The sequence below is a fragment of the Bacillus sp. AY2-1 genome, from assembly GCF_008368965.1.
GTDB classification, from domain to species: Bacteria; Bacillota; Bacilli; order Bacillales; family Bacillaceae_G; genus Bacillus_A; species Bacillus_A thuringiensis_S.
Genome location: NZ_QPEL01000049.1, coordinates 25,046 through 48,849, shown reverse-complemented (window position 1 = coordinate 48,849; position 23,804 = coordinate 25,046). Strand labels below are relative to the sequence as shown.

The following is a 23,804-nucleotide window of genomic DNA, read 5'->3' as shown; positions in this document are numbered from 1 at the left end:
AGCTGGATATCGTTAAAAGCGGAAGTAGCTCTCTCAGAATGTGAGGGGGATGGAACTTTTTCCTGCGAGGCGCTCTTTGCCTCGCAGGAAAAAGCGAAGACACCAAACATTCTAGCTACCGGCGCTGGATAATAAAATTAAAGCAGAAGCGGCTCGTTCAGAGTCGCTTTTTTTATGTAGTGGTTGCACTTAACGGTACACGAAATTATATCAACGATTTTTCAAATATATCGATCATTACCCTCAATATATCAACGATTCGACAAGGGATATCAATTTACCGACAAATCACGACAGTATTAACACACAACTCGCCCCCACTTTTATCACTATATTACAATCCTTTTTATGTTAAAATATAGGAAACACCCTTTAGTATCATAGATCCAAAAGGCTTTTCCAAATTCATCATTTACTACTTAAATGACGGGAGTGGTTCAGTTGAAAGACTACTTAATTAGAGCGTTTTTTGCGTTAATAACAGTTGGGATTCTCTTACTTATAGCTAATATTTTCAATATACGTGTCGAGGTTAAGGACTATGCTTTCCTCGTTGTCGTAGCAATTGGTGGCGGCTGGGGTGGCTGGTACCTGTATAAAAAACAAAGCAATCAAAATGATAAAGGCATTCCAAAGTAATATGGAATGCCTCTTTTATTGCCTTCTGTAATAAATAATGAAATTCAGACCACTAATACAACCAATCGCAATAAACATACAAAACGATTGTGGATCTCCACCTAGATTATACTCATCAACGATAAATCCGGACATAAACAACGTTATCGCGGAAACACCGATACACAATACCGAGATAAACCAAAGCGAAAATTCATTAATCAACTCTTTCTTCTGTCTCAAAACAATTAGCATAACAAGAATAGATGCTGCTAAAATACTTTTAAAAACCGGACGTAAATATACGAACTCCTCCATCTATTTCTCCTTTCCCCAAAACATTACATCTAAACATTAACATATTTAACCAAATTAAAAACACATGCCATCTTAAATTAAAACGACATGTGTTTCCGTATTTGCTATGATAGTTGCTTCCACTTCGTTCCCAAAACAGGACGCTCATAATTTTGGATTGCATGAATTAGTTTATCTGCCGTCTCAGCTGAAACGATCAATTCTTTATTTGATGGATTCATAAATCCTTCTTCAGCTGAACGTTCAACCATTTGTAAAATTGGTCCGTAAAAGCCTTTTATGTTCAATAAACCAACCGGCTTATTATGTATACCAATTTGTGACCAACATACTACTTCAAATAGCTCTTCAAACGTTCCGTATCCGCCTGGTAATGCAATAAAAGCATCCGCAAGCTCTGCCATTTTCGCTTTACGTTCATGCATCGTCTCTACTTCAATTAATTCTGTTAGCCCTGTATGAACAATTTCTCCTCGGAATAGACCGCGTGGCATAACACCTGTTACACGTCCGCCTAAGCGAAGAACTTCGTTTGCCACTTCTCCCATTAATCCAACGCAAGAACCACCGTATACAAGCTCATAATCGTTCTCAACAAACATTTTTCCTAACGCTATTGCCTGCTCTTTAAATTCTGGTCTCTCCCCTAAATTAGAACCTGCAAACACACAAATCTTTCTCATTCCTACACCCCGAAACTATATATTGTTATGATACAATGAATATTGTACAACATATTGAAGGGATGAGGAAGAAATGGATATCGTCGCATTTCAAAGATGGGTGGAGGAATTTTACGAAAAACGAAGCTGGTCACAGTATAATTCCTTTATTCGCTTAAATTTCTTAACAGAGGAAGTTGGAGAAGTTTCACGCGTTGTTCGTGCAATCGAAATTGGCCGTGATCGTCCTGACGAAAAAGTGAAAACAGAAGAAGAACTAAAACAAGAGTTAAAAGAAGAACTTGGTGATGTACTATCTAATCTTATTATTCTTTCACAAAAATATGATTTAGATTTACAAGACATTATGGAGGCACACGTCACAAAGCTTTCGAAAAGGTTCGAAGTATCCAAATGAGAATATTATCAATTATGGTATAATGTTCTTGTCACAATACTAAGGGGGATTTTATGTTATCTAAAAAATTGCACGACGCATTAAACGATCAAATGAACTTTGAATTTTACTCTGCCCACGCCTATATGGCAATGGCTGCTTACTGTACAGCTGAGAGCTATGATGGATTCGCTAACTTTTTCCTTGTACAAGCTGAAGAAGAACGTTTCCACGCAATGAAGCTTTACAACTACATTAATGACCGTGGTGAGCGTGCTATTATTACTGGATTTGATAATCCAAATAACGAATATGAATCTGTATTGAACGCTTTTGAAGTGGCACTTGAGCACGAGCGTGAAGTAACGAAGCGTATTTATAACTTATCTGATATCGCTTGGGATGAGCGTGAACACGCAACAATTACATTTTTAAAATGGTTCGTCGATGAGCAAGTAGAAGAAGAAGCTTCATTTGATAGCATCATCCAAAAACTAAAACGTATTACAAGTGATTCAAACGCACTATTTATGCTAGATGCTGAATTAGAGAAACGTACATTTACACCTCCAGCTCAATAATATTTCAATCACCTTAATACATGTATTAAGGTGATTTTTTATTTGCTCTCTATCTTAAAATCACCTTAAATTTCCTCATATTTGACATAGCGCCAGCTATAAAATGGTATTATTTTCAATATAAAAACAATATACGAGGAGAGAAAAAATGAATCAACGTGTAGAAGCTGTCGATGCAATTCGTGGTTTCGCTTTGTTTGGCATTTTACTAGTCAATATGACATTAATTCAATTTGGGTTCTTCACCAGTGAAAAACCCACTTATCTATTCGGCAATCTTGATAAAGGCGCTAATTGGTTTATTCAATTTTTCGGCACACACAATTTTATATCCCTATTTTCTTTTCTATTTGGGCTTAGCATTATTTTGTTACAAAAAAGTATTATCGCAAAAGGAAAAAAATTCTTCCCTACATACATAAGACGTATTATCATTCTTTTACTACTTGGCTACATTCACGGCACTTTTGTTTGGGAGAGAGATATTTTATTTGCATACGGAGTTATCGGGATTTTCTTAATGATGTTCATCAATCGAAAACCGAAAACTTTGCTCATTTGGGCGATTATTCTACTCGCACTTATTACACTTATGTCCTATCAAACTGATCCATCTACAAATATAAATGATTTCGCACCTTATACTGAAAAAGAACATAAAGTCCATCAAACCGGAGGCTATATGGATCACGTCAACTTTAGATTGACTGAAAATCCTTTTGATTACATGGGAATTGACGGTGCATTCGGATTATTTTTCATATCAGTTTTCGCAATAATTTTTATGTCTCCACTGTTCCTACTCGGAATGTATGTAGGGAAAAAAGGCTGGCTATTTGAGGTCAATAAACATATACCTGCTGTCAAAAAAATATGGTTTGCCACCGGTCTCTTCTCTTTTACAATTAAAATCTTAGCTATGTTCGTAAAGCATCCGATTTTAATTATGTTACAAGATGGCCTTACACCAGTAACTATGACCTTCTTTTACGGAAGTACGATTATTTTATTATTCCATTACAAAAAAGCATCTCGTCTACTAACATACATGGCGAACATGGGAAAAATGTCCGTTAGTAATTACTTAGCACAATCTATTATTGCAACAACTATTTTTTACGCATATGGATTTGGCCTATACGGTAAAATCGGTTATTTCTTCGGTATTCTTTTAACCATCGGAATTTATACGATTCAATTATTCGTTAGCACCTATTGGCTCCAGAAATACCGGATGGGTCCAGTGGAATATGTGTGGAGACTGGGAACTTATTTAGAGAAACCACGTTTTAAAAGAGATTTGGATAAAGCAAGTTAAACAAAAAAGCAATGAGCTTACGCTCATTGCTTTTCTTAATTTATTAAAGCATAACCCCAACGATAATCGCTGATAATATACTTACTAACGTTGCACCGTATACAAGTTTTAAACCGAATGATGATACAACGTTTGCTTGTTTGCCATCGATACTCTTCGTTGCACCTGCGATAATTCCGATAGATGAGAAGTTCGCAAATGATACAAGGAAGATAGATAAAATACCTACTGTACGAGCTGATAAATCGCCAGCTACTTTTCCAAGGTCAAGCATTGCAACGAATTCGTTCGTCACTAATTTTGTTGCCATAATTTGTCCTGCTTGTAGCATCTCTGATGTTGGAATACCCATTACGAATGCTAATGGTGAGAAAATGTATCCTAAAATGCTTTGGAATGTGATTCCGAAAATTGAATCGAATACACCGTTAATTGCTGTAATTAATGCTACGAAACCGATTAACATCGCCGCTACTGTTACAGCGATAGAGAAACCAAGCATAATATATTCGCCTAACATTTCAAAGAATGTTTGTTTCTTGTCTTCTTGTAATTCTAAAATATCGTCTTCTTCTTTTACTTCATATGGATTAATGATATGAACGATAATGAATCCACTGAATAAGTTTAATACAAGTGCTGTTACTACATATTTTGGATCAATCATTTTCATATAAGAACCGACGATTGACATCGATACTGTAGACATTGAAGATGCACAAAGTGTGTATAAACGATTTTTCGGTAATTTGCTTAGTTGATCTTTTACTGTAATGAATACTTCCCCTTGACCAACGATTGCAGCCGCTACCGCATTATATGATTCTAGTTTTCCTAAACCGTTAACTTTACTTAATAGGAAACCGACTGCACGAATGATAATCGGTAAAACTTTAATATGTTGCAGGATCCCGATTAATACTGCTAAGAAAATAATCGGTAATAATACTGTTAAGAAGAATGGTGCTTGTCCATCGTTTGCTAGACCACCAAATACGAAGTTAACCCCAGCTTCCGCAAATTTTAAAATAGAACCAAATCCATCTGCGATCCCTTTTACTAATACAAATCCGACCTTTGTATTTAGTAAGAAATACGCAAGTACCAATTGAATGACAAGCATAAGTGCAATTGGTTTATATTTAATTTTCTTACGATCTGAACTGATAAGGAAACCTAGTACAAACACTACAAGTAAACCGACTAGAAACATTACTATTTTCATATGTGAATCCCCCACTTCTCCCACAAGTTATTGGTCGTATAACGTATAACGAATGACGTCTGACCATTGTTGTTAAAAAAATTTAAAACCCCTAAAAACTATTCAACTGTCATCTAAAATCAGTAAGCGTTTACATAAATTGCAATTTATAAAAGGTAGCTTCTTCTCTCCTACCATACTTGAAAGTCTGAAATTGATACCACCTACAAATCAAATTGTAAGCGTTATCTAGGTGAAATGCAATATAAATTTTAAAAGATTTTTATATGTTAATATATTCCTAATTAATTGGTTTTTTCATGCAAATTTACCATAAAAAAATAGCCCTAGCTATGAGCTAGAGCCATCCTTTTTTTACCCCGCTTTAACGGGCAGTAAGACCCCCATCTCAACATTCAGCGAAAACAAAGAAGTTAGATGGTTGATTAACTGCCCATAAAAGCCCGATTGGTGAGGGCTGATAATCAGCGGGGGATAAAGCTCCCCCCACTAATTAAAGTTTCACTTTATAACATAACACCAACGATAATCGCTGATAAAATACTTACTAATGTCGCACCGTACACAAGGCGTAGGCCGAATGATGATACAACATTTGATTGATTTTCATCGATACCTTTCGTTGCACCTGCGATAATTCCGATAGATGAGAAGTTCGCAAATGATACAAGGAATACAGAAAGAATACCAACTGTACGAGCCGATAAATCACCAGCTACTTTTCCAAGATCAAGCATCGCAACAAACTCGTTTGATACTAATTTTGTTGCCATAATTTGTCCCGCTGTTACCATTTCTGCTTGCGGGATGCCCATTACGAATGCTAATGGTGAGAAAATATATCCTAAAATAGCTTGGAATGTAATACCGAACATTGAATCAAACAAGCTATTGATTGCTGTAATTAATGCTACGAAACCAAGTAACATTGCCGCTACTGTGATCGCGATTGTGAAACCAAGCATAATATATTCGCTTAGCATTTCAAAGAATGATTGTTTCTTCTTATTTTCTAATTTCAGTGTATCTTCTTCTTCTGTAATATCGTACGGGTTAATAATATGAATGATAATGAAACCACTAAATAAATTTAATACAAGTGCTGTTACTACATATTTTGGTTCAATCATTTTCATATAAGAACCAACAATTGACATCGATACTGTCGACATAGAAGATGCACATAATGTATATAAACGATGTTTTGGGATTTTACTTAATTGATCTTTTACTGTAATAAATACTTCTGCTTGTCCAACAATGGCAGCTGCTACTGCGTTATATGATTCTAGTTTTCCTAGACCATTTACTTTACTTAACAACGTACCAATAGCACGAATAAATATTGGTAAAATTTTAAAGTGTTGCAGAATTCCGATTAAAACCGCAAAGAATACGATTGGTAATAGCGCTGTTAAGAAGAATGAAACCTCTCCTTTATTAACAAGACCACCAAATACGAAAACGATTCCAGCTTCCGCATATCCAAGAAGTGCGCCAAATCCATCTGAAATTCCTTTTACTAAAATATAACCAACTTGCGTATTTAATAAGAAATAAGATAATACTAGCTGAATAATAAGCATAATTGCGATTGGTTTATACTTAATCTTCTTTCGATCGGCACTTATAAGAAAACCGAGTACAAATACAACGAGTAATCCTACAAGGAACATAACAAACTTCATTAATAAAATCCTCCATTTAACTCTTCATTAACGTTGAACGTCTGACCATTCGAAACAAGAAATAATCCGAACTTTCCATTTCTCCTCCAAAACCTTCAATCGGATAGGAAAGATCATAAAACCTCTTATTTCAAAGGCATTTTCCATTCTAACATAAATCATAATTCATATCCGCATTTTTCTTAAAAAAATACGTTTTATTATGAAACATTCATGAATGTTCGTCTTTTTCATTATAAAGCGAAACTTTAATGAACGGGAGTTTCACTTCACACAAATAGCTGAACCAACAAAAAATGAGCATCAAGTTTCACTTGATGCTCACCTCATTATACTGCTTTTTCTTTATCAGCTACCTCTGGCTTATCCCAACACTCTGTATTGTTCAAACCTGGAATAGACTCCGCATAAAAGACTGGATCTTTCCCTTGTTTCTTTTGCTTAATATAATCTGATAACGCTGCGAAAGCGTACTTAGAAAGGAATACAATTGCTACTAAGTTAATAACAGCCATAATTCCCATAAATAAATCTGCTAAATCCCAAACGATTTGAATTGTCGCCACGGACCCTAGCATAACCATACCAAGTACAGCAATGCGGTATGCATTTAATAGCACTTTACTTCCATTTAAGAACTCAATATTCGTTTCACCATAGTAGTAGTTACCTACTAATGAACTGAATGCAAACAAGAAGATTGCAACTGCTACAAATATAGAAGCCCATGGACCGATATGTTGACTTAACGCCTGCTGCGTTAATTGAATTCCATTTAAATCAGCTGCATTATGCACATCTGATAAAAGAATAATAAATGCTGTACAACTACAAATTAATAATGTATCTGTAAATACCCCTAAAGTTTGAATGAAACCTTGTTTAACTGGGTGCGTTACGTTTGCAGTCGCTGCTGCGTTCGGCGCACTACCCATACCTGCTTCATTTGAGAATAATCCACGTTTTACCCCTAATAAAATCGCAGCTCCTAATCCTCCACCTACTACTTCTTTAATTCCGAAAGCATGTAAGAAAATTTCTTTAAATACATATGGAATTGCCGTAATGTTTGTTACAACAACGAATAATGCCACTGCTACATAAATAATTGCCATTACTGGAACAATCATTTCAACCGCGCGAGCAATTCGTTTTACTCCGCCGAAAATAATAACTGCAAGTAAACCAGCCATAACAAGACCTACTAATCTACTATCTGTTTTGAACGCCCCATCAAAGGCAGCCGCTACAGTATTAGACTGTACAGCGTTAAAAATCAATCCGAAACTTACTGTTATTAGAACAGAGAACACAACACCTAACCAGCGTTTCTTTAAACCCTTTTCCATATAATACGCTGGGCCCCCACGGAATGCATTCCCATCTTTTACTTTATAAATTTGCGCTAATGTGCTCTCTACAAATGCAGAAGCACCCCCAATTACCGCGATTAACCACATCCAAAATACTGCTCCTGGACCACCTGCTGAGATTGCAATAGCTACACCAGCTAAGTTACCAGTACCTACACGAGAAGCTGTACTCATACAAAACGCTTGAAATGATGATACGCCGCTCTTCTCTTTTTGCGCTTTTCTCGTTTTCGAGCTTGCTCCATCCCCAAGCAAACGAATCATTTCACCGAAGTAACGAACTTGGACAAATTTCACACGAAATGAAAAATAGAGCCCTAACCCAATTAACATCGCAATAATGACATATGACCAAAGGATATTATTTACATCCCCAATTACCCTAGCTAAAAAATCCATATTTGCATTGCCCCCTCTTCCTAACAATAAGAAAATTATATTCTAAAAACTTTAAGTAATCAAGAACTTTATGTAAGGTTTTATAACATGAATATGTTAATAAAATTAACATACGTGTTTTTTTTACATAAAAATATAGCCATTACATACATTTATCCAATACTCAATCACTTATCCTCTTCGACCAGTCATACTTTTAATACAGCACGTTCCCCACAAATAACGAGAGAGAAATAAACAAAAAAAATTATATTAATAATTACCTCTCACCCTTTTCATCATTTCCTACAACAAAAAAGGCGAGCATCGAATTCACCTCGATGCTCGCCTTTTCATTTACACTGCTTTTTCTTTATCTGTTACCGCTGACTTATCCCAACACTCTGTATTCGTTAAACCAGGAATAGAATCTGCACTGAAGACTGGATCTTTTCCTTGTTTCTTTTGCCTTACATAGTCTGCCAATGCAGCATACGCAAATCGGCCGAGAAGTGTAATCGCAATTAAGTTCGTGATTACCATTAGCCCCATAAATAAGTCCGCCATATTCCATACAACTTGAAGCGTCGCAACAGAACCGAATAATACCATTCCAACTACCGCAATACGATAAATTGTTAACCACGTTTTGCTTTGCTTAATGAATTCAATATTTGTTTCACCATAATAGTAGTTTCCTAGAAGTGAACTAAATGCAAATAAGAAAATAATAATCGCTAAGAAACTGCTCGCCCATGGGCCAATTTGTGAACTTAATGCATTTTGTGTTAATTCAATACCTTCTAAATTCGTTGCTTTATATGCACCAGAACATAGTACGATAAATGCTGTTGATGTACATACTAAGAATGTATCTACTAATACTCCAATCGTTTGAATAAAACCTTGTTTCGCTGGATGCGTTACATCAGCTGTTGCTGCCGCATTCGGCGCACTACCCATACCTGCTTCGTTCGCAAATAATCCGCGCTGAATACCATATTTCATCGCAGCACCGATACCGCCACCTACAGCTGAATCTAAACCAAATGCACCTTTAAAGATTTCCGTAAACACATCTGGTATTAAATAGAAGTTTTTAATGACAACAAAAATAGCTACGGCAATATAAATAAGCGCCATTGGCGGAACAATCATTTCCGACATACGTGCAATACTTTTTACACCACCAAAAATAATAACCGCAACTAATGCAGCTAATACAATACCAACAATATAACGCTCTAAGCCAAATGCATTTTCAAATGCTAATGTTACTGTATTTGCTTGTACTGAGTTGAAAATTAAACCGTAACTAATTGTAATCAGAATAGAGAACCAAATCCCCATCCAACGTTTATTTAAACCTTTTTCCATATAATAAGCAGGACCACCACGGAAGCCACTGCCATCTTTTATTTTATAAATTTGCGCAAGCGTACTTTCTACGAAACTTGAAGAAGCACCAATAATCGCAATAACCCACATCCAAAATACAGCTCCAGGTCCTCCCATAGAAATAGCTAACGCTACACCAGCTAAGTTCCCGATACCAATACGAGCTGCAGAACTCATACAAAATGCTTGGAACGATGATACACTGCCCTTTTTACGTGTCTTGCCAGTTAGTCCATCACTCATTAAACGAATCATTTCTCCTAAATGAGTAAGCTGTACGAATTTCAATTTAATAGAAAAATAAAGCCCTAAACCAATTAACATTGCAATAAGAATATATGACCAAAGAATCGTATTCGTTGATGAAACGAATTGTTCCAAAATATTCATACAATTAACCCCTCCTTTTCTCCATAAAACGAATTATATTTAAAAAACATTCAAAAATCAACATTTTTCGACAATTTGCAATTTCCAAATATTAGCCAAGCGCGAAGTAACAATATCTTTATGACTCTCCTCCCTCTAACTGTGCATACTAAAACAAAAAATAAATCTACAAACTACCCCATTGACAAAAACACCTACCTGTAACTATAATGATTACAACGGGTTGTAACAAACCTAATTACAATACATTCATTCACTTTCAGATATACAATTTAACAAAACACTTTGGAGGGATTTATTATGAAAATCGGAATTATCGGAGCAACTGGTAAAGCAGGAAGTCGTATTTTAAAAGAAGCATTAGATCGTGGACATGAAGTAACTGCAATCGTAAGAAACGCTGCAAAAATTACAGAAGAAAACGTAAAAGTTTTAGAAAAAGACGTATTTTCTCTTACATCTAACGACCTACAAGCATTCGACGTAGTTGTAAATGCATTTGGTGCTCCAGCAGGGCAAGAACACCTTCACGTAGATGCAGGAAACGTACTTATTGAAGCTGTGAAAGGTGCACCAAATACAAAATTACTTGTAGTTGGCGGAGCAGGAAGCTTATTTGTAGACGAAGAAAAAACAACACGTGTATTTGATACACCAGGTTTCCCAGGCGAATACCTTGCAACAGCTCAAAACCAAGGTAAAAACTTAGAAATCTTGCAACAAACAAATGATATCACTTGGACATTCATCAGCCCTTCTGCACTATTCGCATTAGGAAAACGCACTGGTTCTTACAAAGCTGGCAAAGACAATCTTCTTGTTAACTCAAAAGGTGATAGCTACGTAAGTTACGAGGACTTCGCAGTTGCAGCACTTGATGAAATCGAAAATCCAAAACATGTAAACGAACGCTTCACAGTTGTTTCTGAAGCTGAATAATAAAAAAGCTCGTAAAACATAATGTTTTACGAGCTTTTTCTTATTATCGTACTTGCTCTAAGCCATTTTGAGTAATCTTGAAGGAAATCTCTTTAAATTTTTTCGCATCCCCTTTTCCAATTAACTCACCAGTTTTATACCAACTTAAACGATCAGATTCTGCATGATACACTTTTACTACATCACCATACTCGAACATCATACCATTTACTTGCTCAGCAAAATTCTTTGAAGTTTCTTGTCCTTCTGCTGTTACATGTTTTTTCTCCGTTCCATTTTGATCATATAGGGTAATTCCCATATATAATTCATTGTTAAAGTAACTATGAATTTGTTCATTTGTAGACGTTACATGTAGTTTCTTATCATCATGATTTAACGTTACAATAGAACGAATATCATCACCCAGCCCTTGGTATACAAGACTATCTCCATATGTTACTTCTACTGGTACTTCCGTTACTTTCTTATTTCCAAAACGGTCTTTCGTTTCTACTTTTACTGTTTGTTTACCGATTTTTGTTGTATTTGGTTTTTCTACAAATCCAATTACTTCTCTATCTTTCACTTGAACAAAGTTTTTTGCATCTAATTTATCAGCGTTTGTTGCGATTACTACTTTTTGCGGTATAGCTGTTACTTCTTGTTGTGCTTCCATTCTCTCAAAACCTTGCTCTGTCACTTTAAAGAGCACTTCATGAACACCATACTGCGCATTCATTAGTTCATTCTTTTTATACACTTTAAATCTATCAAACTCTCTTTGATATACCTTTATTACATCACCGTATTCAAAAGTCATTCCATTAAATTGTTCTGCAAATACTTTCGTATTCTCCGATGCTTTTACTGATAAATCTTTCTTCTCTTTTCCATCCTTATCATACACAGTCATTCCCATATACTTCTCATCTGCAAATGAAGTATGCATTGGACCTTCTGAATCTGTTGTACTGAATTTCTTTTCTTCATGATTTAATGTAACAATCGATTTAATATTCGTTTCGTCGTGCCATGTACCGAAGAACATAATGCTATCTCCGTAAATCACTTCTACTGGCACTTCTGTTATTTGCTTATTACCAAAGCGATCTTTCGTTTCTACTTTTACTGTTTGTTTTCCAACTTTTGCTGTAGTTGGTTTTTCTACAAATCCTACTACTTCTCCGTCTTTCACCTGAACAAAATTTTTCGCTTCTAATTTTTCAACATCTGTTCCGATTACTACTTGTTGAGGTTTCGCTGTGACTTCTTGCAACATGTCCATTCTCTCAAAACCTTTTTCTGTCACTTTGAAGAATAGTTCTTTTGTTCCTTTTTTCTCACCTTGACCAGTAAGTGTATTATTTTGATACCATTTCAAACGATCCGGTTCTGCGTGGAATACTTTCACTACATCTCCATACTCGAACTGTATACCATTCACTTGCTTCGCAAAGTTCTCTGATGTTTCTTGTCCCTCTGCTGTTACATGTTTTTTCTCTTTTCCTTCTCCATCGTATAACGCGATCCCCATGTATAGCTCTTTATTAAAATACTCATGAATTTCGCTATCCATATCAGTTGCATGGAATCTCTTCTCTTCGTGCTTTAAAGTTACAATTGAAGCAATATCATCGCCATTTCCTGCATATGCAATGCTATCTCCATAAACCACTTCTAATGAAACTTCCGTTACTTTCTTATTTCCAAAACGGTCTTTCGTTTCTACTTTTACTTTTTGTTCACCAATCTTTGTCGTATTCGGTTTTTCTACAAATCCAACTACTTCTCCGTCTTTGACTTGCACAAAATCTTTTGCTTCTAATTTTTCAACGTCAGTTCCAATAACTACTTTTTGTGGTACTGCTGTTACTTCTTGCAGAGCTTCTAATCTCTCAAATCCATTTTCAGTAATTTTGAAGAATAATTCTTTTATTTCTTTATTTTTTCCTTCTCCCACATATAAACCTTTTTGATACCAATGTAAGCGTGAAGATTCTGCATGATATACTTTCACCACATCTCCATATTCAAATGCTAATCCATTTACTTCCTTGGCAAAAGCTTCTGTATTCTCCAAGCCTTTTACCTCTATATTTTTCTTCTCTTTTCCCTCTTTATTGTACAAGGTGAATTCAAAATACTTCTCATCTCCAAAGTAATCATGAATCAAATTATCCGTATCTGTCGCACTCATTTTTTTCGTATCATGATGCAACGTTATAATTGATTTCATATCGTCACCATCATAGCTTAACCCATATACAAGTAAACTATCTCCATAAGTTACTTCTACTGGTACTTCCGTCACTTTCTTATTTCCGAAACGATCTTTCGTTTCTACTTTTACTTTTTGTTCACCAATCTTTGTCGTATTTGGTTTTTCTACAAAACCAATTACTTCTCCACCTTTTACTTGAACAAAGTTTTTCGCTTCTAATTTTTCAGCGTCTGCCCCGATTAATACTTTTTGCGGTACTGCTTCTACTTCCTGTATACCGTCTATTAGTTCATATCCTTGTGGAGTAATCTTAAAGAACTTTTCTTTTTTATTCTTAGCTCCACCTTGATCTACAAGTTTATTACTTTGATACCAATCGAAACGACTTGGTTCTGCATGATATACTTTCATAATATCGCCATATTGAAGTTCAACACCTTCAAGTTGCAAAGCAACCTTTTTAGAATTTTCTTGCCCTTCTATAGAAATATTTTTCTTTTCATTTCCATCCTTATCATATAAGGTAATCCCTACATACTTTTCATTTTTAAAGCGCTCATGAAACTCATTACCAACGAAAGAAACGTTGATTTTCTTTTCATCATGAAGGAGCGTTATAACAGAATTTACCTCATCACCGTAACCTTTAAATACCATAGTATCTCCATAAAGACTGTTAACTGGAACAGAAATGAAATTTCTCTGTCCTTTCTCATCCTCAATTTCTACTAATACCGCTCTTTTTCCAACCTCTAAATACGGCCACATAATTCTACCTGTTACTTTTACATTTTCACCTAAATTTTGAACAAGACTATTTGCTAGATTTTCATTAAAATTCGCACCAACGATGAGATCTTGTACCACAGTAGACGCTTCACCATAAGGAAGCCCGCCGTATGGTTTCACTTGTTTTTCACGAATAATATTACTATCTGTTGCTTTCCATATTTCTTTTTCTAATTTAGGTAAATTTAAATTTTCGATTTTCCCTCTAACCTCATCATTTGGACCTAATCCCCATTTCTCAAAAAACGGCACTAAGTTTTGTTTAGCCGCTTTCGATGCCATATAAATAAACATTTGCTTTTTATCTTCATCTGAAGCAGGCATTTCAGATTCTGGTAATAAGCGATACATTTGATGTAAATTAGGGTAAAAATGCTCTCCATAAGCTAAATCAAGTTGCCAAAACATTACTAGTTTCTCGAATTCTTCCATCTTTTTTTGAGCATCAGGATTATCTAAGTAAGCAAAAGCTTTTTTATAATGACCATCTTCTTCTAGACTTGATTTATTGCCTAACATTCTTTGAACCGATAATGAATATATATTTACTGTTACTTCTCCTACACCTGACCAAAACCAAGGAGCTTGCTGATGTAAATGCCCTACTTCATGCCACGGTCCCCAGCCATCTCCTTGTAATCTCTTTATATTTAAAACCCTATCCATAGTCTCTGGAACATACCCTGTATGATAATGAGTAGCAAACATCCAATCATCTTTATCTGGTTTTCTCTTTTCAACAAATTGGATATAGTGGTTTGGAGCTTTTGACACCCCTATACCATCTTCAGATAATCCTGCTACAGAATTTTCAAAGCGAATAATCTTATCATGTAGCCTCATTAATTCTACTGGATCCGTCTCTCCCATATAGTTTGCCACTGCTTCAGGACTTGCAGTAATTAAACTTCTCTCACCCTTCAATTCAACTGCATAAGGATTTTTATACTTTTTTAACATTGCATCCCAATCTTTTTTTGTGTGTTTCCCTAATACAAATAATGGAAAATGACTTCCTCCATGAATAACTGAAGCTGTTACTTCGCCATCATTATTCATGTTATAAAAATATAGTATTCCACCTCTTGAAGATGAAATATTATTTTCACCAGGTTTTAACTCAAATTCTTCAAACCCTTTTTCATCATATGACTTCGTTCCTATGAACGCTTTAATAGATTGCGTTCCTTTTATTTCAATTTTAATTTCTTCATTTGGACCAGCATAAATTCCAGTTGGTTCATTTGTTGAAAGTACATAACGTACTTTTAAGCGTTTTTGCTCTTCTTCAACACTACCTTTTCCAGGCAAATGAAACGTTCTCTGCTCCAAACGATTCTCTTTACTCTCTTCCAACTGCCCGCCCTTATTCTCTTCCAAAGGCGCCGCATATCCTTTCGATGCTTCGAAAGCTACTGGTGATAATAATGTAGATATACAAATACCAGCTACTAATACCCTACTCTTTTTCTGCTTTGACATAATCTGTGTCCCCTGTCCTTTTTTTAGACAAACCATCCTATATATTCATTTAATAAGAAATCCTATTATTTTTATAAAAACATTTATTGAATAGACTAACACCTCTCGCACCTATATCAATTACTACCGCATTTCTCTAAATGTATTCGCTTTCTTATATTGTAAATTTTTTTATGTATTACGCCCTCCTCACTTCGCTCTACTTGTGATGAGTTCTCTTCTTACATAAAAGGAAAATAGTAAAAGATATATTTTAGTCTCGTCATCTATACATCTAAAAATAAAACCTTACATTTTCTTCATATATGACCATCTATAGGTAGTTTTTCCAACTGAATTTTACACGCTTTTACCTGTATTTAATAGCCTCCCCCCAAGAATAATATTACAATTTTGTGAATTTAATCTATTAATCGTAACGTTAGGATTTTGTTATATTTATATTATTTTAAAATATAATTTACTCTGTAAAAACACTATTTTATCTATTTTATTATTTTCTTAATATAACTTTAATCCTCGCATACAAAAAGCATTGGCATAGGCCAATGCTTTTATTTACCTTTTATATTGATTCGGTTTATGCGGTTCATTTGGAGTATATGGCTTATTTGGTTTATTTGGAGCCTCAGCCTTTTTCCAACTTACCGCTAACTCAGGGCTCGTTTTCTCTTCACTACGCTCAAGTAATACTACTGCATTTTGAATAGTCGGTGTACCTTTATGCGCAATCCCTTGTAATTTCGTTAAATTTCCTGATACTTTAAAGCTAAATCCACCAGCTGGTGTTTGTTTCGGAATTAAAATGCGGAACTTCTCTCCTACATTAAATTCTGTTTTTGTTTCGCCTTTTTCATTTGCAAACTTCACACCCGCTGGTGCACCTGTTGCTTGCACTTTATACGTTCCGCTTTTTGCATTTGTTTCTACTGTATATAAACCTGTTTCAAAGAAATCATTTTTTAATACTGCTTCTTGTTCTTCTGTAGGAGTTACACTCATCGTAATTTCTTGTAACTCTTCACTAGCGTTTGCTTTTGCAACGATGTCTTTCGTTACTTTCTCTACATTTTTATTGCGGAAATCTAAATCATTAACATCAATTTGTTTTAACGCATTCCACACTGCCAGTTGCGTTGCGTAATGCGCCTCTCTCCAATCAGATACCCCTAATTCTTGTGGGCTCTTTTGTGGATATCCATTCAACAGTACACGGTACACGTTAATATCTACTTTACCCATTTCTGGTAAGTCTTGACCGCTCGGAGATTTTAAGTCTACATTTAAGCAAAATGCAATTTTTCCATCTGCCGTTTTAATAAGTTCTGTTCGGATTGGTTTCTTCTTTGACCTACTATAACTCCAATCCATTTCATACTTTGTATGGTCCATAACCTCTGCGAATGCTTTTTGAAGTGGGAATAATACAAATAAGACACTTAAAAACATAGCTAAAAGTTTGAACGATTGCTTTATATTCATATTTACAGCCCCTTAATAACAAACTTAATACTAAGTAGTATTTAATTAGAAAATATTTTTATGCACAAAAAAAGAGTGCATAAAAGCACTCTTTTTTCTTTCTTACTTTAATCTTAGAAATCGAAGTTATCAGGATCTGGACCAACGCGGTGATTTTCGTTTAACGCATCGATTGTTTCCATGTCTTCTTTTGTTAATTCAAAGTTAAATACATCCGCGTTTGCAATAATGCGGTGTTCTTTCGTTGATTTTGGAATTGTGATTATTCCGTTTTGAAGATCCCAACGTAAAATCACTTGTGCTGTTGTTTTACCGTGTTTCTCAGCAATTGCTTGTAATGTTTCGTTATCTAATAATTGACCTTGCATAAGTGGTGACCATGCTTCCATTTGAATACCTTGTTCTTTACAGAAAGCTTGTAATTCTTTTTGTGTTAAACGAGGGTGGTATTCTACTTGGTTAATCATTGGCTTAATTTCTGCATCTTTCATTACATCTTGTAAGTGGTGAATTTGGAAGTTACTTACGCCAATTGCACGTACGCGATCTTCTTTATAAAGTGTTTCTAGCGCTCTCCACGTATCTTTATATTTTCCTTCTACAGGCCAGTGAACAAGATATAGGTCTAAATAATCTAGTTCTAATTTCTTTAAGCTCTCTTCGTATGCAGCAATTGTTTCTTCGTATCCTTGATCTGCGTTCCATACTTTTGAAGTGATAAATAATTCTTCTCTTGAAATACCAGTCGCTTCAATACCGGCACGGATTCCTTCACCTACAGCTTTTTCATTTCCGTAAATTGCAGCTGTATCGATGCTACGGTATCCTGCTTTAATCGCTGATTTTACAGCTTCTACAAGTTCTGGTCCTTCTTCTACTTTAAATACACCTAAACCGAACCAAGGCATTTCTACACCATTATTTAATACTGTTTTACTTTGTAAGTTTTTCATTTTATTTTCTCTCCTTTTATTTTACTTGATCTCTTTTTTCTAATGTCATGCTCCACGCTGTTAAAATCACAGCACCTACTACCATAATTCCGCCTACCCAAGCCGTATGAATTAATCCTAACGAGTTCGTTACAATACCGCCCAAGTAAGCACCAAGAGCAATTCCTGCGTTAAATGCTGCAATGTTAATCGCTGATGCTACATCAACAGCGCTAGGTACAAACCTCTCAGCCAAGATAACGACATACACTTGTAGCCCTGGGACATTCATAAACGCAAATAGTCCCATAAAAATAATTGTAATGAATCCAGCAACTTTAAATGGCGCTGTAAATGTTAAAACAAATAATACAATCGCTTGAATAAAGAACATGTAAAATAACGCTCGAATCGGATTATAATTTGATAATTTTCCGCCGACCATATTCCCAATCGCAATTGCAATTCCGTATACTAACAAAATAATTGTAACGGTACTTGCTTTAAATCCTGTTACTTCTTGTAATAACGGAGATAAATACGTAAATGTTACGAATGTTCCCCCGTATCCTAATGCAGTAATGATAAATACAAGTAATAGTCTTCCGTTCGTAATCAACTTAAATTGATCGTGAAATGATACAGACGTACCCTTTTTTAAGTTAGAAGGAATTAGCATACTGTTGGCGATTAAAGCAACGACTCCAATTGCCACAATAACCATAAACGATGCTCTCCAGCCAAATTGTTGACCGATAAATGTTCCAATTGGTACACCTGTAATAGTCGCAACAGTTAAACCAGTAAACATAAATGCTATTGCACTTGCACGTTTATTCTCAGGTACAAGCGCAGCCGCAATTGTAGATCCAATTGACATAAAAACCCCATGCGCAAACGCAGATACAACCCTCGCGATAAGTAGCACAGTAAAACTTGTTGCTACTGCCGCAATACCATTGCCAATAATGAAAATAATCATAATCCACATTAACAACGTCTTTCGCGACATACTAGCTGTTAATGACGTCAATACTGGAGCACCAAACGCTACTCCTAATGCATATAAAGAAACGGTTAAACCAGCTGTTGTAACCGAAACATTTAAATCTTTCGAAATAGATGGTAGTAAACCGACACTAATAAACTCGGTCGTACCAATCCCAAATGCACTAATTGCTAGTGCTAATAAAGCAAACATACTTCTTCGATTCGTCTGAACTTCTGAAGATGGTACTGTATATGAACTCAATTGAATTCCTCCTTATTACAAGAAATCCAATCATAATAGTGTGATAAAAAGGCCCTTTTATCTTCTAAAAAATATATTTTATACTTACAAATGCTATTATGAATGGTTTCATTCCTTTTTTGAAGAACGCACTTTAAAGTACGATAGGCACTAAAAAGTAACATAGTCACTTTTTGGTACCGTACTACTCACTTGCTTCTCACATGTGCTATTATGAAACATATTTAACATGATAAAAAGTACGTACTTTAAAGTGCTATAGGTACTAAAAAGTAACATTTGTATTATTAAGCTTACTTTACTCATAAAAGGAGGGTTTCATATGAAGAAATACAATATTCCTGTAGAGGCGACTTTAGAGGTTATCGGTGGAAAATGGAAGGTTGTTATCCTTTGTCATCTAACGAAAGGCACAAAAAGAACGAGTGAACTAAAACGTTTAATGCCTGGTATTACACAAAAAATGTTAACTCAGCAATTACGCGAATTAGAGGACGACGGGGTCATTCAAAGAAAAGTCTACAACCAAGTCCCGCCAAAAGTAGAATACTCCCTTACTGATTACGGTTGGTCTTTAGAATCAATTCTTGACTCTCTTTGTACTTGGGGCGAATGTCATCTTGAAAAAGAAGGTAATACATCGATGCTAATTGCAGAAGGTGAATAATAGGAAAAAAGGAAAAAACGAACATGAATTTGTTCGTTTTTTCCTTTTTTTCTATATATATATGTACATTTCTAACTAAAACAAAATATTTTATACGCTTTCATACCTTGTCAGCACTAGGTTATACACTCAATATCAAATAATTAGGAATCATTTTTATGTTAACATAGGTGCATATAGTATATAATATAGGATATATATTATATACACTTTCCGGTAGCGGAGCTTTTCCATTATGCGGACAAGCCATGTATCGGACAGTTCATAAACAATAGGTAAGAAAATGTGGTTTTAGATCTATGTCAGCTTGTTTGCTGCCATATATTTAAAGGCATTTTATTGTGTTTTGTGAAACTTTGCATAAAGTTTCGTAAACGTTTACTATCTTACTTATAAAAAATAAGAGTATTGCTATCGTAAAGGAGAATTGGAGATGCCAGAAACTATGACTCAAACAAAGCCAGAACAAGAAACTGTACAAATTTCTGCTAGCCAAGGACAACTTGATGTACTTGATCAGTTGTTAAAACCTGAGGTACAAGAATCATTAACAACACTAGTAGAACAGCTTCCAAAATTAACTGAGCTTGTTAACATTTTAACTAAGTCTTATGACTTCGCTCAAACTGTTGCTACTGATGAAGTATTAAAAAGCGACACTGTTGGTGCAATTACAGAGCTTGTAGAACCTGTAAAAGATACAGTGAAAAGCATGGCTGCAACTGCAATCGAAGCGAAAGATCGTGCTGACGAAAGTACTGAAGTTATCGGCCTATTCGGTCTATTAAAATTACTAAAAGATCCACAAGCACAAAAAATGTTCCGCTTTGTGAACGCATATCTTCAAATTAGTGCAGAACGTAACAATAAATAATTTAACTTATAACAACAATTAGTAAAGACGGGGGATATCATACTATGTCAAAACAAATTGTCATCTTAGGCGCTGGTTATGGCGGTCTTCTTGCCGCTTTAAACGTACGTAAATATTACAGCAAATCAGAAGCACAAGTTACAGTGATTAACCAATACCCAACACACCAAATCATCACTGAACTACACCGCCTTGCAGCTGGTAACGTTGCTGAGCAAGCAATTGCAATGCCACTTACAAAGCTTTTCAAAGGCAAAGATATCGATCTTAAAATCGCAACAGTTGAGTCATTCTCTGTTGATAGCAAAGAAATCAAACTAGCTGGCGGCACTACTTTATCTTACGATGCACTTGTAGTTGCTTTAGGAAGTAAAACTGCTTACTTCGGTATTCCAGGACTAGAAGAAAACAGCATGGTATTAAAATCTGCTGCTGATGCAAACAAAATCTACAAACACGTTGAAGACCGTATTCGTGAATACGCGAAAACGAAAAACGAAGCTGATGCTACAATCGTAATCGGTGGTGGCGGATTAACTGGCGTTGAGCTAGTTGGTGAGCTTGCTGACATTATGCCTAAACTTGCAAAAAGCCACGGCGTAAATCCAAAAGAAGTTAAACTTCTTCTTGTTGAAGCAGGTCCAAAAATCCTTCCAGTATTACCAGACCACTTAATCGAACGTGCAACTACTAGCCTAGAAGCACGCGGTGTTACATTCTTAACAGGTCTTCCTGTAACAAACGTTGCTGGCAATGAGATCGACTTAAAAGACGGTCAAAAACTTGTTGCTAACACATTCGTTTGGACAGGTGGCGTACAAGGTAATCCATTAATCGGTGAATCAGGTCTTGAAGTTAACCGTGGTCGTGCAACAGTTGATGCATACCTACAATCTACTTCTCACAAAGACGTATTCGTTGCTGGAGACAGCGCTGTTGTCTTCTCTCCAGACGGTCGTCCATACCCACCAACTGCACAAATCGCTTGGCAAATGGGTGAGTTAATTGGATACAACTTATACGCAGCACTAGAAGGCAAAGCATTCGAAGAGTTCGCACCTGTAAACTCTGGAACACTTGCTAGTCTAGGACGTAAAGATGCGGTTGCTACAATTGGAGCAAGCAATACTCCACTTAAAGGCTTACCAGCATCATTAATGAAAGAAGCAAGTAACGTTCGTTACTTATCACATATTAAAGGTCTATTCAGCTTAGCTTACTAATCTGAATATAAGCCCGAATCATGCCCAGCATGGTTCGGGCTATTTTTATCCCGCATTAACGGGCAGTAAAACCTCCACCTTAAAATCCAGTGAATGCAGGGATGAAGTCGGAAGATTAACTGCCCGTAAAAGCCCGATTGGTTCAACTAATAATCAGTGGGGAGGAACAATCCCCCCACTGATTAAAGTTTCACTTTATCCGTAATTTTCTCTAACTTATATATTCGGCAGAAGAATAATATAACCCTTTTAATTATCTAAATTTACTGATTATTTTATGTCCAAATTGTGTATATGAAAGGGGTGGAAGTATTCTTCCTACTCCCACCCCTTTCACACAAACTATTCGCCTAACTTCACAAGGCTGTAGTTCTTCTTCCCTTTACGAATAATAATAAATCTTCCATCAAATGAATTTTCTACAGTAACATCCGTACCCACATCTGTTACTTTCTCACCATTCATAGAAATCGCACCATTATTAATGTCCTCGCGTGCTTGTCGTCTGGATGGTTCAATTCCTAAATCAACTAGCCACTCTACAATATTTTTTGTCTCTTTTGAAGAATGGAATGTTGGCATTTCTTTAAAACCTTGTTCAATTTCATCAGCTGTTAACGATTTAATATCTCCGCTAAATAACGCTGCTGTAATTTTCTCAGCTTGTAATAACGCCTCTTCTCCATGAACGAATTTCGTCATTTCTTCCGCTAGCACTTTTTGCGCTTCACGTTTATGAGGCTCGACTTCTACCTTCGCTGCTAATTCATCAATACGCTCTTTCTTTAAGAACGTAAAGTATTTCAAGTATTTAATTACGTCACGGTCATCTGTATTTACCCAGAACTGGTAAAATTCAAACGGTGTCGTTTTTTCAGGATCAAGCCAAACTGCACCACCTGCTGATTTACCAAACTTCGTACCGTCCGATTTTAATAATAACGGAATCGTTAATCCGAATACTTTAGCCTCATGACCTTCTAACTTACGAATTAAATCTAAACCACTCGTAATATTTCCCCATTGGTCACTACCACCAATTTGAAGTTGAACATCCTCTTTCGTGTATAAATGGTGAAAATCCATCGCTTGCAAAATTTGATATGTGAATTCTGTGAAAGAAATACCTGTATCTAAGCGGCTTGCTACAATATCCTTCGCTAACATGCTATTGATGCTAAAGTTTTTCCCGTAATCACGTAAAAACTCAATAATATTTATTTCATGTGTCCAATCATAGTTATTTACCATCTTCACTTCGCTATTTCCACCAAAATCAAATAGCTTTTTCATTTGTGCTGTTAACGCATCTACATTATGCTGAACCACTTCTAACGTTTGAAGTTGACGCTCTGATTGTCGTCCACTCGGATCACCAATTGTTCCTGTTGCCCCGCCAATTAAAATAACAGGATGATGGCCAGCTAATTGGAATCTCTTCATCATCATAAACGGAATCAAATGTCCGATATGCATACTATCACCAGTTGGATCAACTCCGCAGTATAGTGAAATCTTTTTCTCTTCTACTAGCTTACGTAAGCCTTCTTCGTCAGTCTGCTGATTAACGGCGCCGCGCCATTCTAATTCATCAATAATATTCATCTTTTGTCAT

19 protein-coding genes are annotated in these 23,804 nt (G+C 35.7%); 8 read left to right on the top strand and 11 right to left on the bottom strand.

Annotation, left to right across the window (positions count from 1 at the left end):
* The first annotated feature begins 441 nt into the window (after nucleotides 1–441).
* A complete protein-coding gene (locus DN403_RS12855) occupies nucleotides 442–639 on the top strand; it encodes a hypothetical protein (protein ID WP_000656312.1) in 198 nt (65 codons plus the stop codon).
* A gap of 15 nt (nucleotides 640–654) precedes the next feature.
* Here DN403_RS12855 and DN403_RS12850 read toward each other — a convergent pair whose 3' ends face one another.
* Nucleotides 655–936, bottom strand: coding sequence for a hypothetical protein (locus DN403_RS12850; protein ID WP_000390910.1), 282 nt, complete (start codon nucleotides 934–936; stop codon nucleotides 655–657).
* Nucleotides 937–1,040: 104 nt separating this feature from the next.
* Entirely contained in the window at nucleotides 1,041–1,619 is a 579-nt protein-coding gene (locus DN403_RS12845) for an LOG family protein (protein ID WP_033669073.1), read from the bottom strand.
* A 73-nt stretch (nucleotides 1,620–1,692) separates the two neighbouring features.
* Here DN403_RS12845 and DN403_RS12840 point away from each other — a divergent pair, with 73 nt between their 5' ends.
* The 3 genes from DN403_RS12840 to DN403_RS12830 all read left to right on the top strand — a co-directional run bounded on the left by DN403_RS12840 (nucleotide 1,693) and on the right by DN403_RS12830 (nucleotide 3,894).
* Nucleotides 1,693–2,016: a MazG nucleotide pyrophosphohydrolase domain-containing protein gene (locus DN403_RS12840; RefSeq protein ID WP_000355764.1), complete on the top strand. Its 324-nt coding sequence runs from the start codon at nucleotides 1,693–1,695 to the stop codon at nucleotides 2,014–2,016.
* Between the two features lie 53 nt (nucleotides 2,017–2,069).
* A complete protein-coding gene (locus DN403_RS12835; RefSeq protein ID WP_000949393.1) occupies nucleotides 2,070–2,576 on the top strand; it encodes a ferritin in 507 nt (168 codons plus the stop codon).
* A gap of 148 nt (nucleotides 2,577–2,724) precedes the next feature.
* Nucleotides 2,725–3,894 (top strand): DUF418 domain-containing protein, encoded by a 1,170-nt coding sequence (locus tag DN403_RS12830; protein WP_149185526.1) that lies wholly within the window; start codon nucleotides 2,725–2,727, stop codon nucleotides 3,892–3,894.
* 43 nt (nucleotides 3,895–3,937) lie between these two features.
* Here DN403_RS12830 and DN403_RS12825 read toward each other — a convergent pair whose 3' ends face one another.
* The 4 genes from DN403_RS12825 to DN403_RS12805 form a co-directional block, all read right to left on the bottom strand.
* Nucleotides 3,938–5,119 carry a NupC/NupG family nucleoside CNT transporter gene (locus tag DN403_RS12825; RefSeq protein ID WP_000706853.1) on the bottom strand — a complete coding sequence of 394 codons (1,182 nt, stop codon included), beginning with the start codon at nucleotides 5,117–5,119 and terminating at the stop codon, nucleotides 3,938–3,940.
* 506 nt (nucleotides 5,120–5,625) lie between these two features.
* Complete coding sequence (locus DN403_RS12815) at nucleotides 5,626–6,807, bottom strand: NupC/NupG family nucleoside CNT transporter (RefSeq protein WP_000673845.1); 1,182 nt, start codon at nucleotides 6,805–6,807, stop codon at nucleotides 5,626–5,628.
* Between the two features lie 329 nt (nucleotides 6,808–7,136).
* A complete protein-coding gene (locus DN403_RS12810) occupies nucleotides 7,137–8,579 on the bottom strand; it encodes an alanine/glycine:cation symporter family protein (RefSeq protein ID WP_000346410.1) in 1,443 nt (480 codons plus the stop codon).
* A 336-nt stretch (nucleotides 8,580–8,915) separates the two neighbouring features.
* Complete coding sequence (locus DN403_RS12805) at nucleotides 8,916–10,346, bottom strand: alanine/glycine:cation symporter family protein (protein WP_001022952.1); 1,431 nt, start codon at nucleotides 10,344–10,346, stop codon at nucleotides 8,916–8,918.
* Nucleotides 10,347–10,646: 300 nt separating this feature from the next.
* Here DN403_RS12805 and DN403_RS12800 point away from each other — a divergent pair, with 300 nt between their 5' ends.
* On the top strand, nucleotides 10,647–11,285 hold the full coding sequence (locus DN403_RS12800; RefSeq protein ID WP_000689910.1) for an NAD(P)-dependent oxidoreductase: 639 nt from the start codon (nucleotides 10,647–10,649) through the stop codon (nucleotides 11,283–11,285).
* 43 nt (nucleotides 11,286–11,328) lie between these two features.
* Here the strand turns inward: DN403_RS12800 and DN403_RS12795 are convergent, their stop codons facing one another.
* The 4 genes from DN403_RS12795 to DN403_RS12780 form a co-directional block, all read right to left on the bottom strand.
* Nucleotides 11,329–15,759: a putative mucin/carbohydrate-binding domain-containing protein gene (locus DN403_RS12795; RefSeq protein WP_086398391.1), complete on the bottom strand. Its 4,431-nt coding sequence runs from the start codon at nucleotides 15,757–15,759 to the stop codon at nucleotides 11,329–11,331.
* Nucleotides 15,760–16,317: 558 nt separating this feature from the next.
* Nucleotides 16,318–17,241: a thioester domain-containing protein gene (locus DN403_RS12790; RefSeq protein WP_001022528.1), complete on the bottom strand. Its 924-nt coding sequence runs from the start codon at nucleotides 17,239–17,241 to the stop codon at nucleotides 16,318–16,320.
* Between the two features lie 113 nt (nucleotides 17,242–17,354).
* Nucleotides 17,355–18,194, bottom strand: coding sequence for an aldo/keto reductase (locus DN403_RS12785; RefSeq protein ID WP_000793558.1), 840 nt, complete (start codon nucleotides 18,192–18,194; stop codon nucleotides 17,355–17,357).
* A gap of 16 nt (nucleotides 18,195–18,210) precedes the next feature.
* Nucleotides 18,211–19,374, bottom strand: a complete 1,164-nt coding sequence (locus DN403_RS12780; RefSeq protein WP_164852167.1) for an MFS transporter — start codon at nucleotides 19,372–19,374, stop codon at nucleotides 18,211–18,213.
* A gap of 373 nt (nucleotides 19,375–19,747) precedes the next feature.
* Here DN403_RS12780 and DN403_RS12775 point away from each other — a divergent pair, with 373 nt between their 5' ends.
* The 3 genes from DN403_RS12775 (at nucleotide 19,748) to DN403_RS12765 (ending at nucleotide 22,189) form a co-directional block, all read left to right on the top strand.
* Entirely contained in the window at nucleotides 19,748–20,092 is a 345-nt protein-coding gene (locus DN403_RS12775; RefSeq protein WP_000760473.1) for a winged helix-turn-helix transcriptional regulator, read from the top strand.
* Nucleotides 20,093–20,525: 433 nt separating this feature from the next.
* Nucleotides 20,526–20,966 carry a DUF1641 domain-containing protein gene (locus DN403_RS12770; RefSeq protein WP_001115310.1) on the top strand — a complete coding sequence of 147 codons (441 nt, stop codon included), beginning with the start codon at nucleotides 20,526–20,528 and terminating at the stop codon, nucleotides 20,964–20,966.
* Between the two features lie 44 nt (nucleotides 20,967–21,010).
* Nucleotides 21,011–22,189 (top strand): NAD(P)/FAD-dependent oxidoreductase, encoded by a 1,179-nt coding sequence (locus tag DN403_RS12765; RefSeq protein ID WP_000043197.1) that lies wholly within the window; start codon nucleotides 21,011–21,013, stop codon nucleotides 22,187–22,189.
* A 342-nt stretch (nucleotides 22,190–22,531) separates the two neighbouring features.
* Here the strand turns inward: DN403_RS12765 and tyrS are convergent, their stop codons facing one another.
* Entirely contained in the window at nucleotides 22,532–23,794 is a 1,263-nt protein-coding gene (tyrS, locus tag DN403_RS12755; RefSeq protein WP_001021089.1) for a tyrosine--tRNA ligase, read from the bottom strand.
* Between the last annotated feature and the right edge of the window lie 10 nt (nucleotides 23,795–23,804).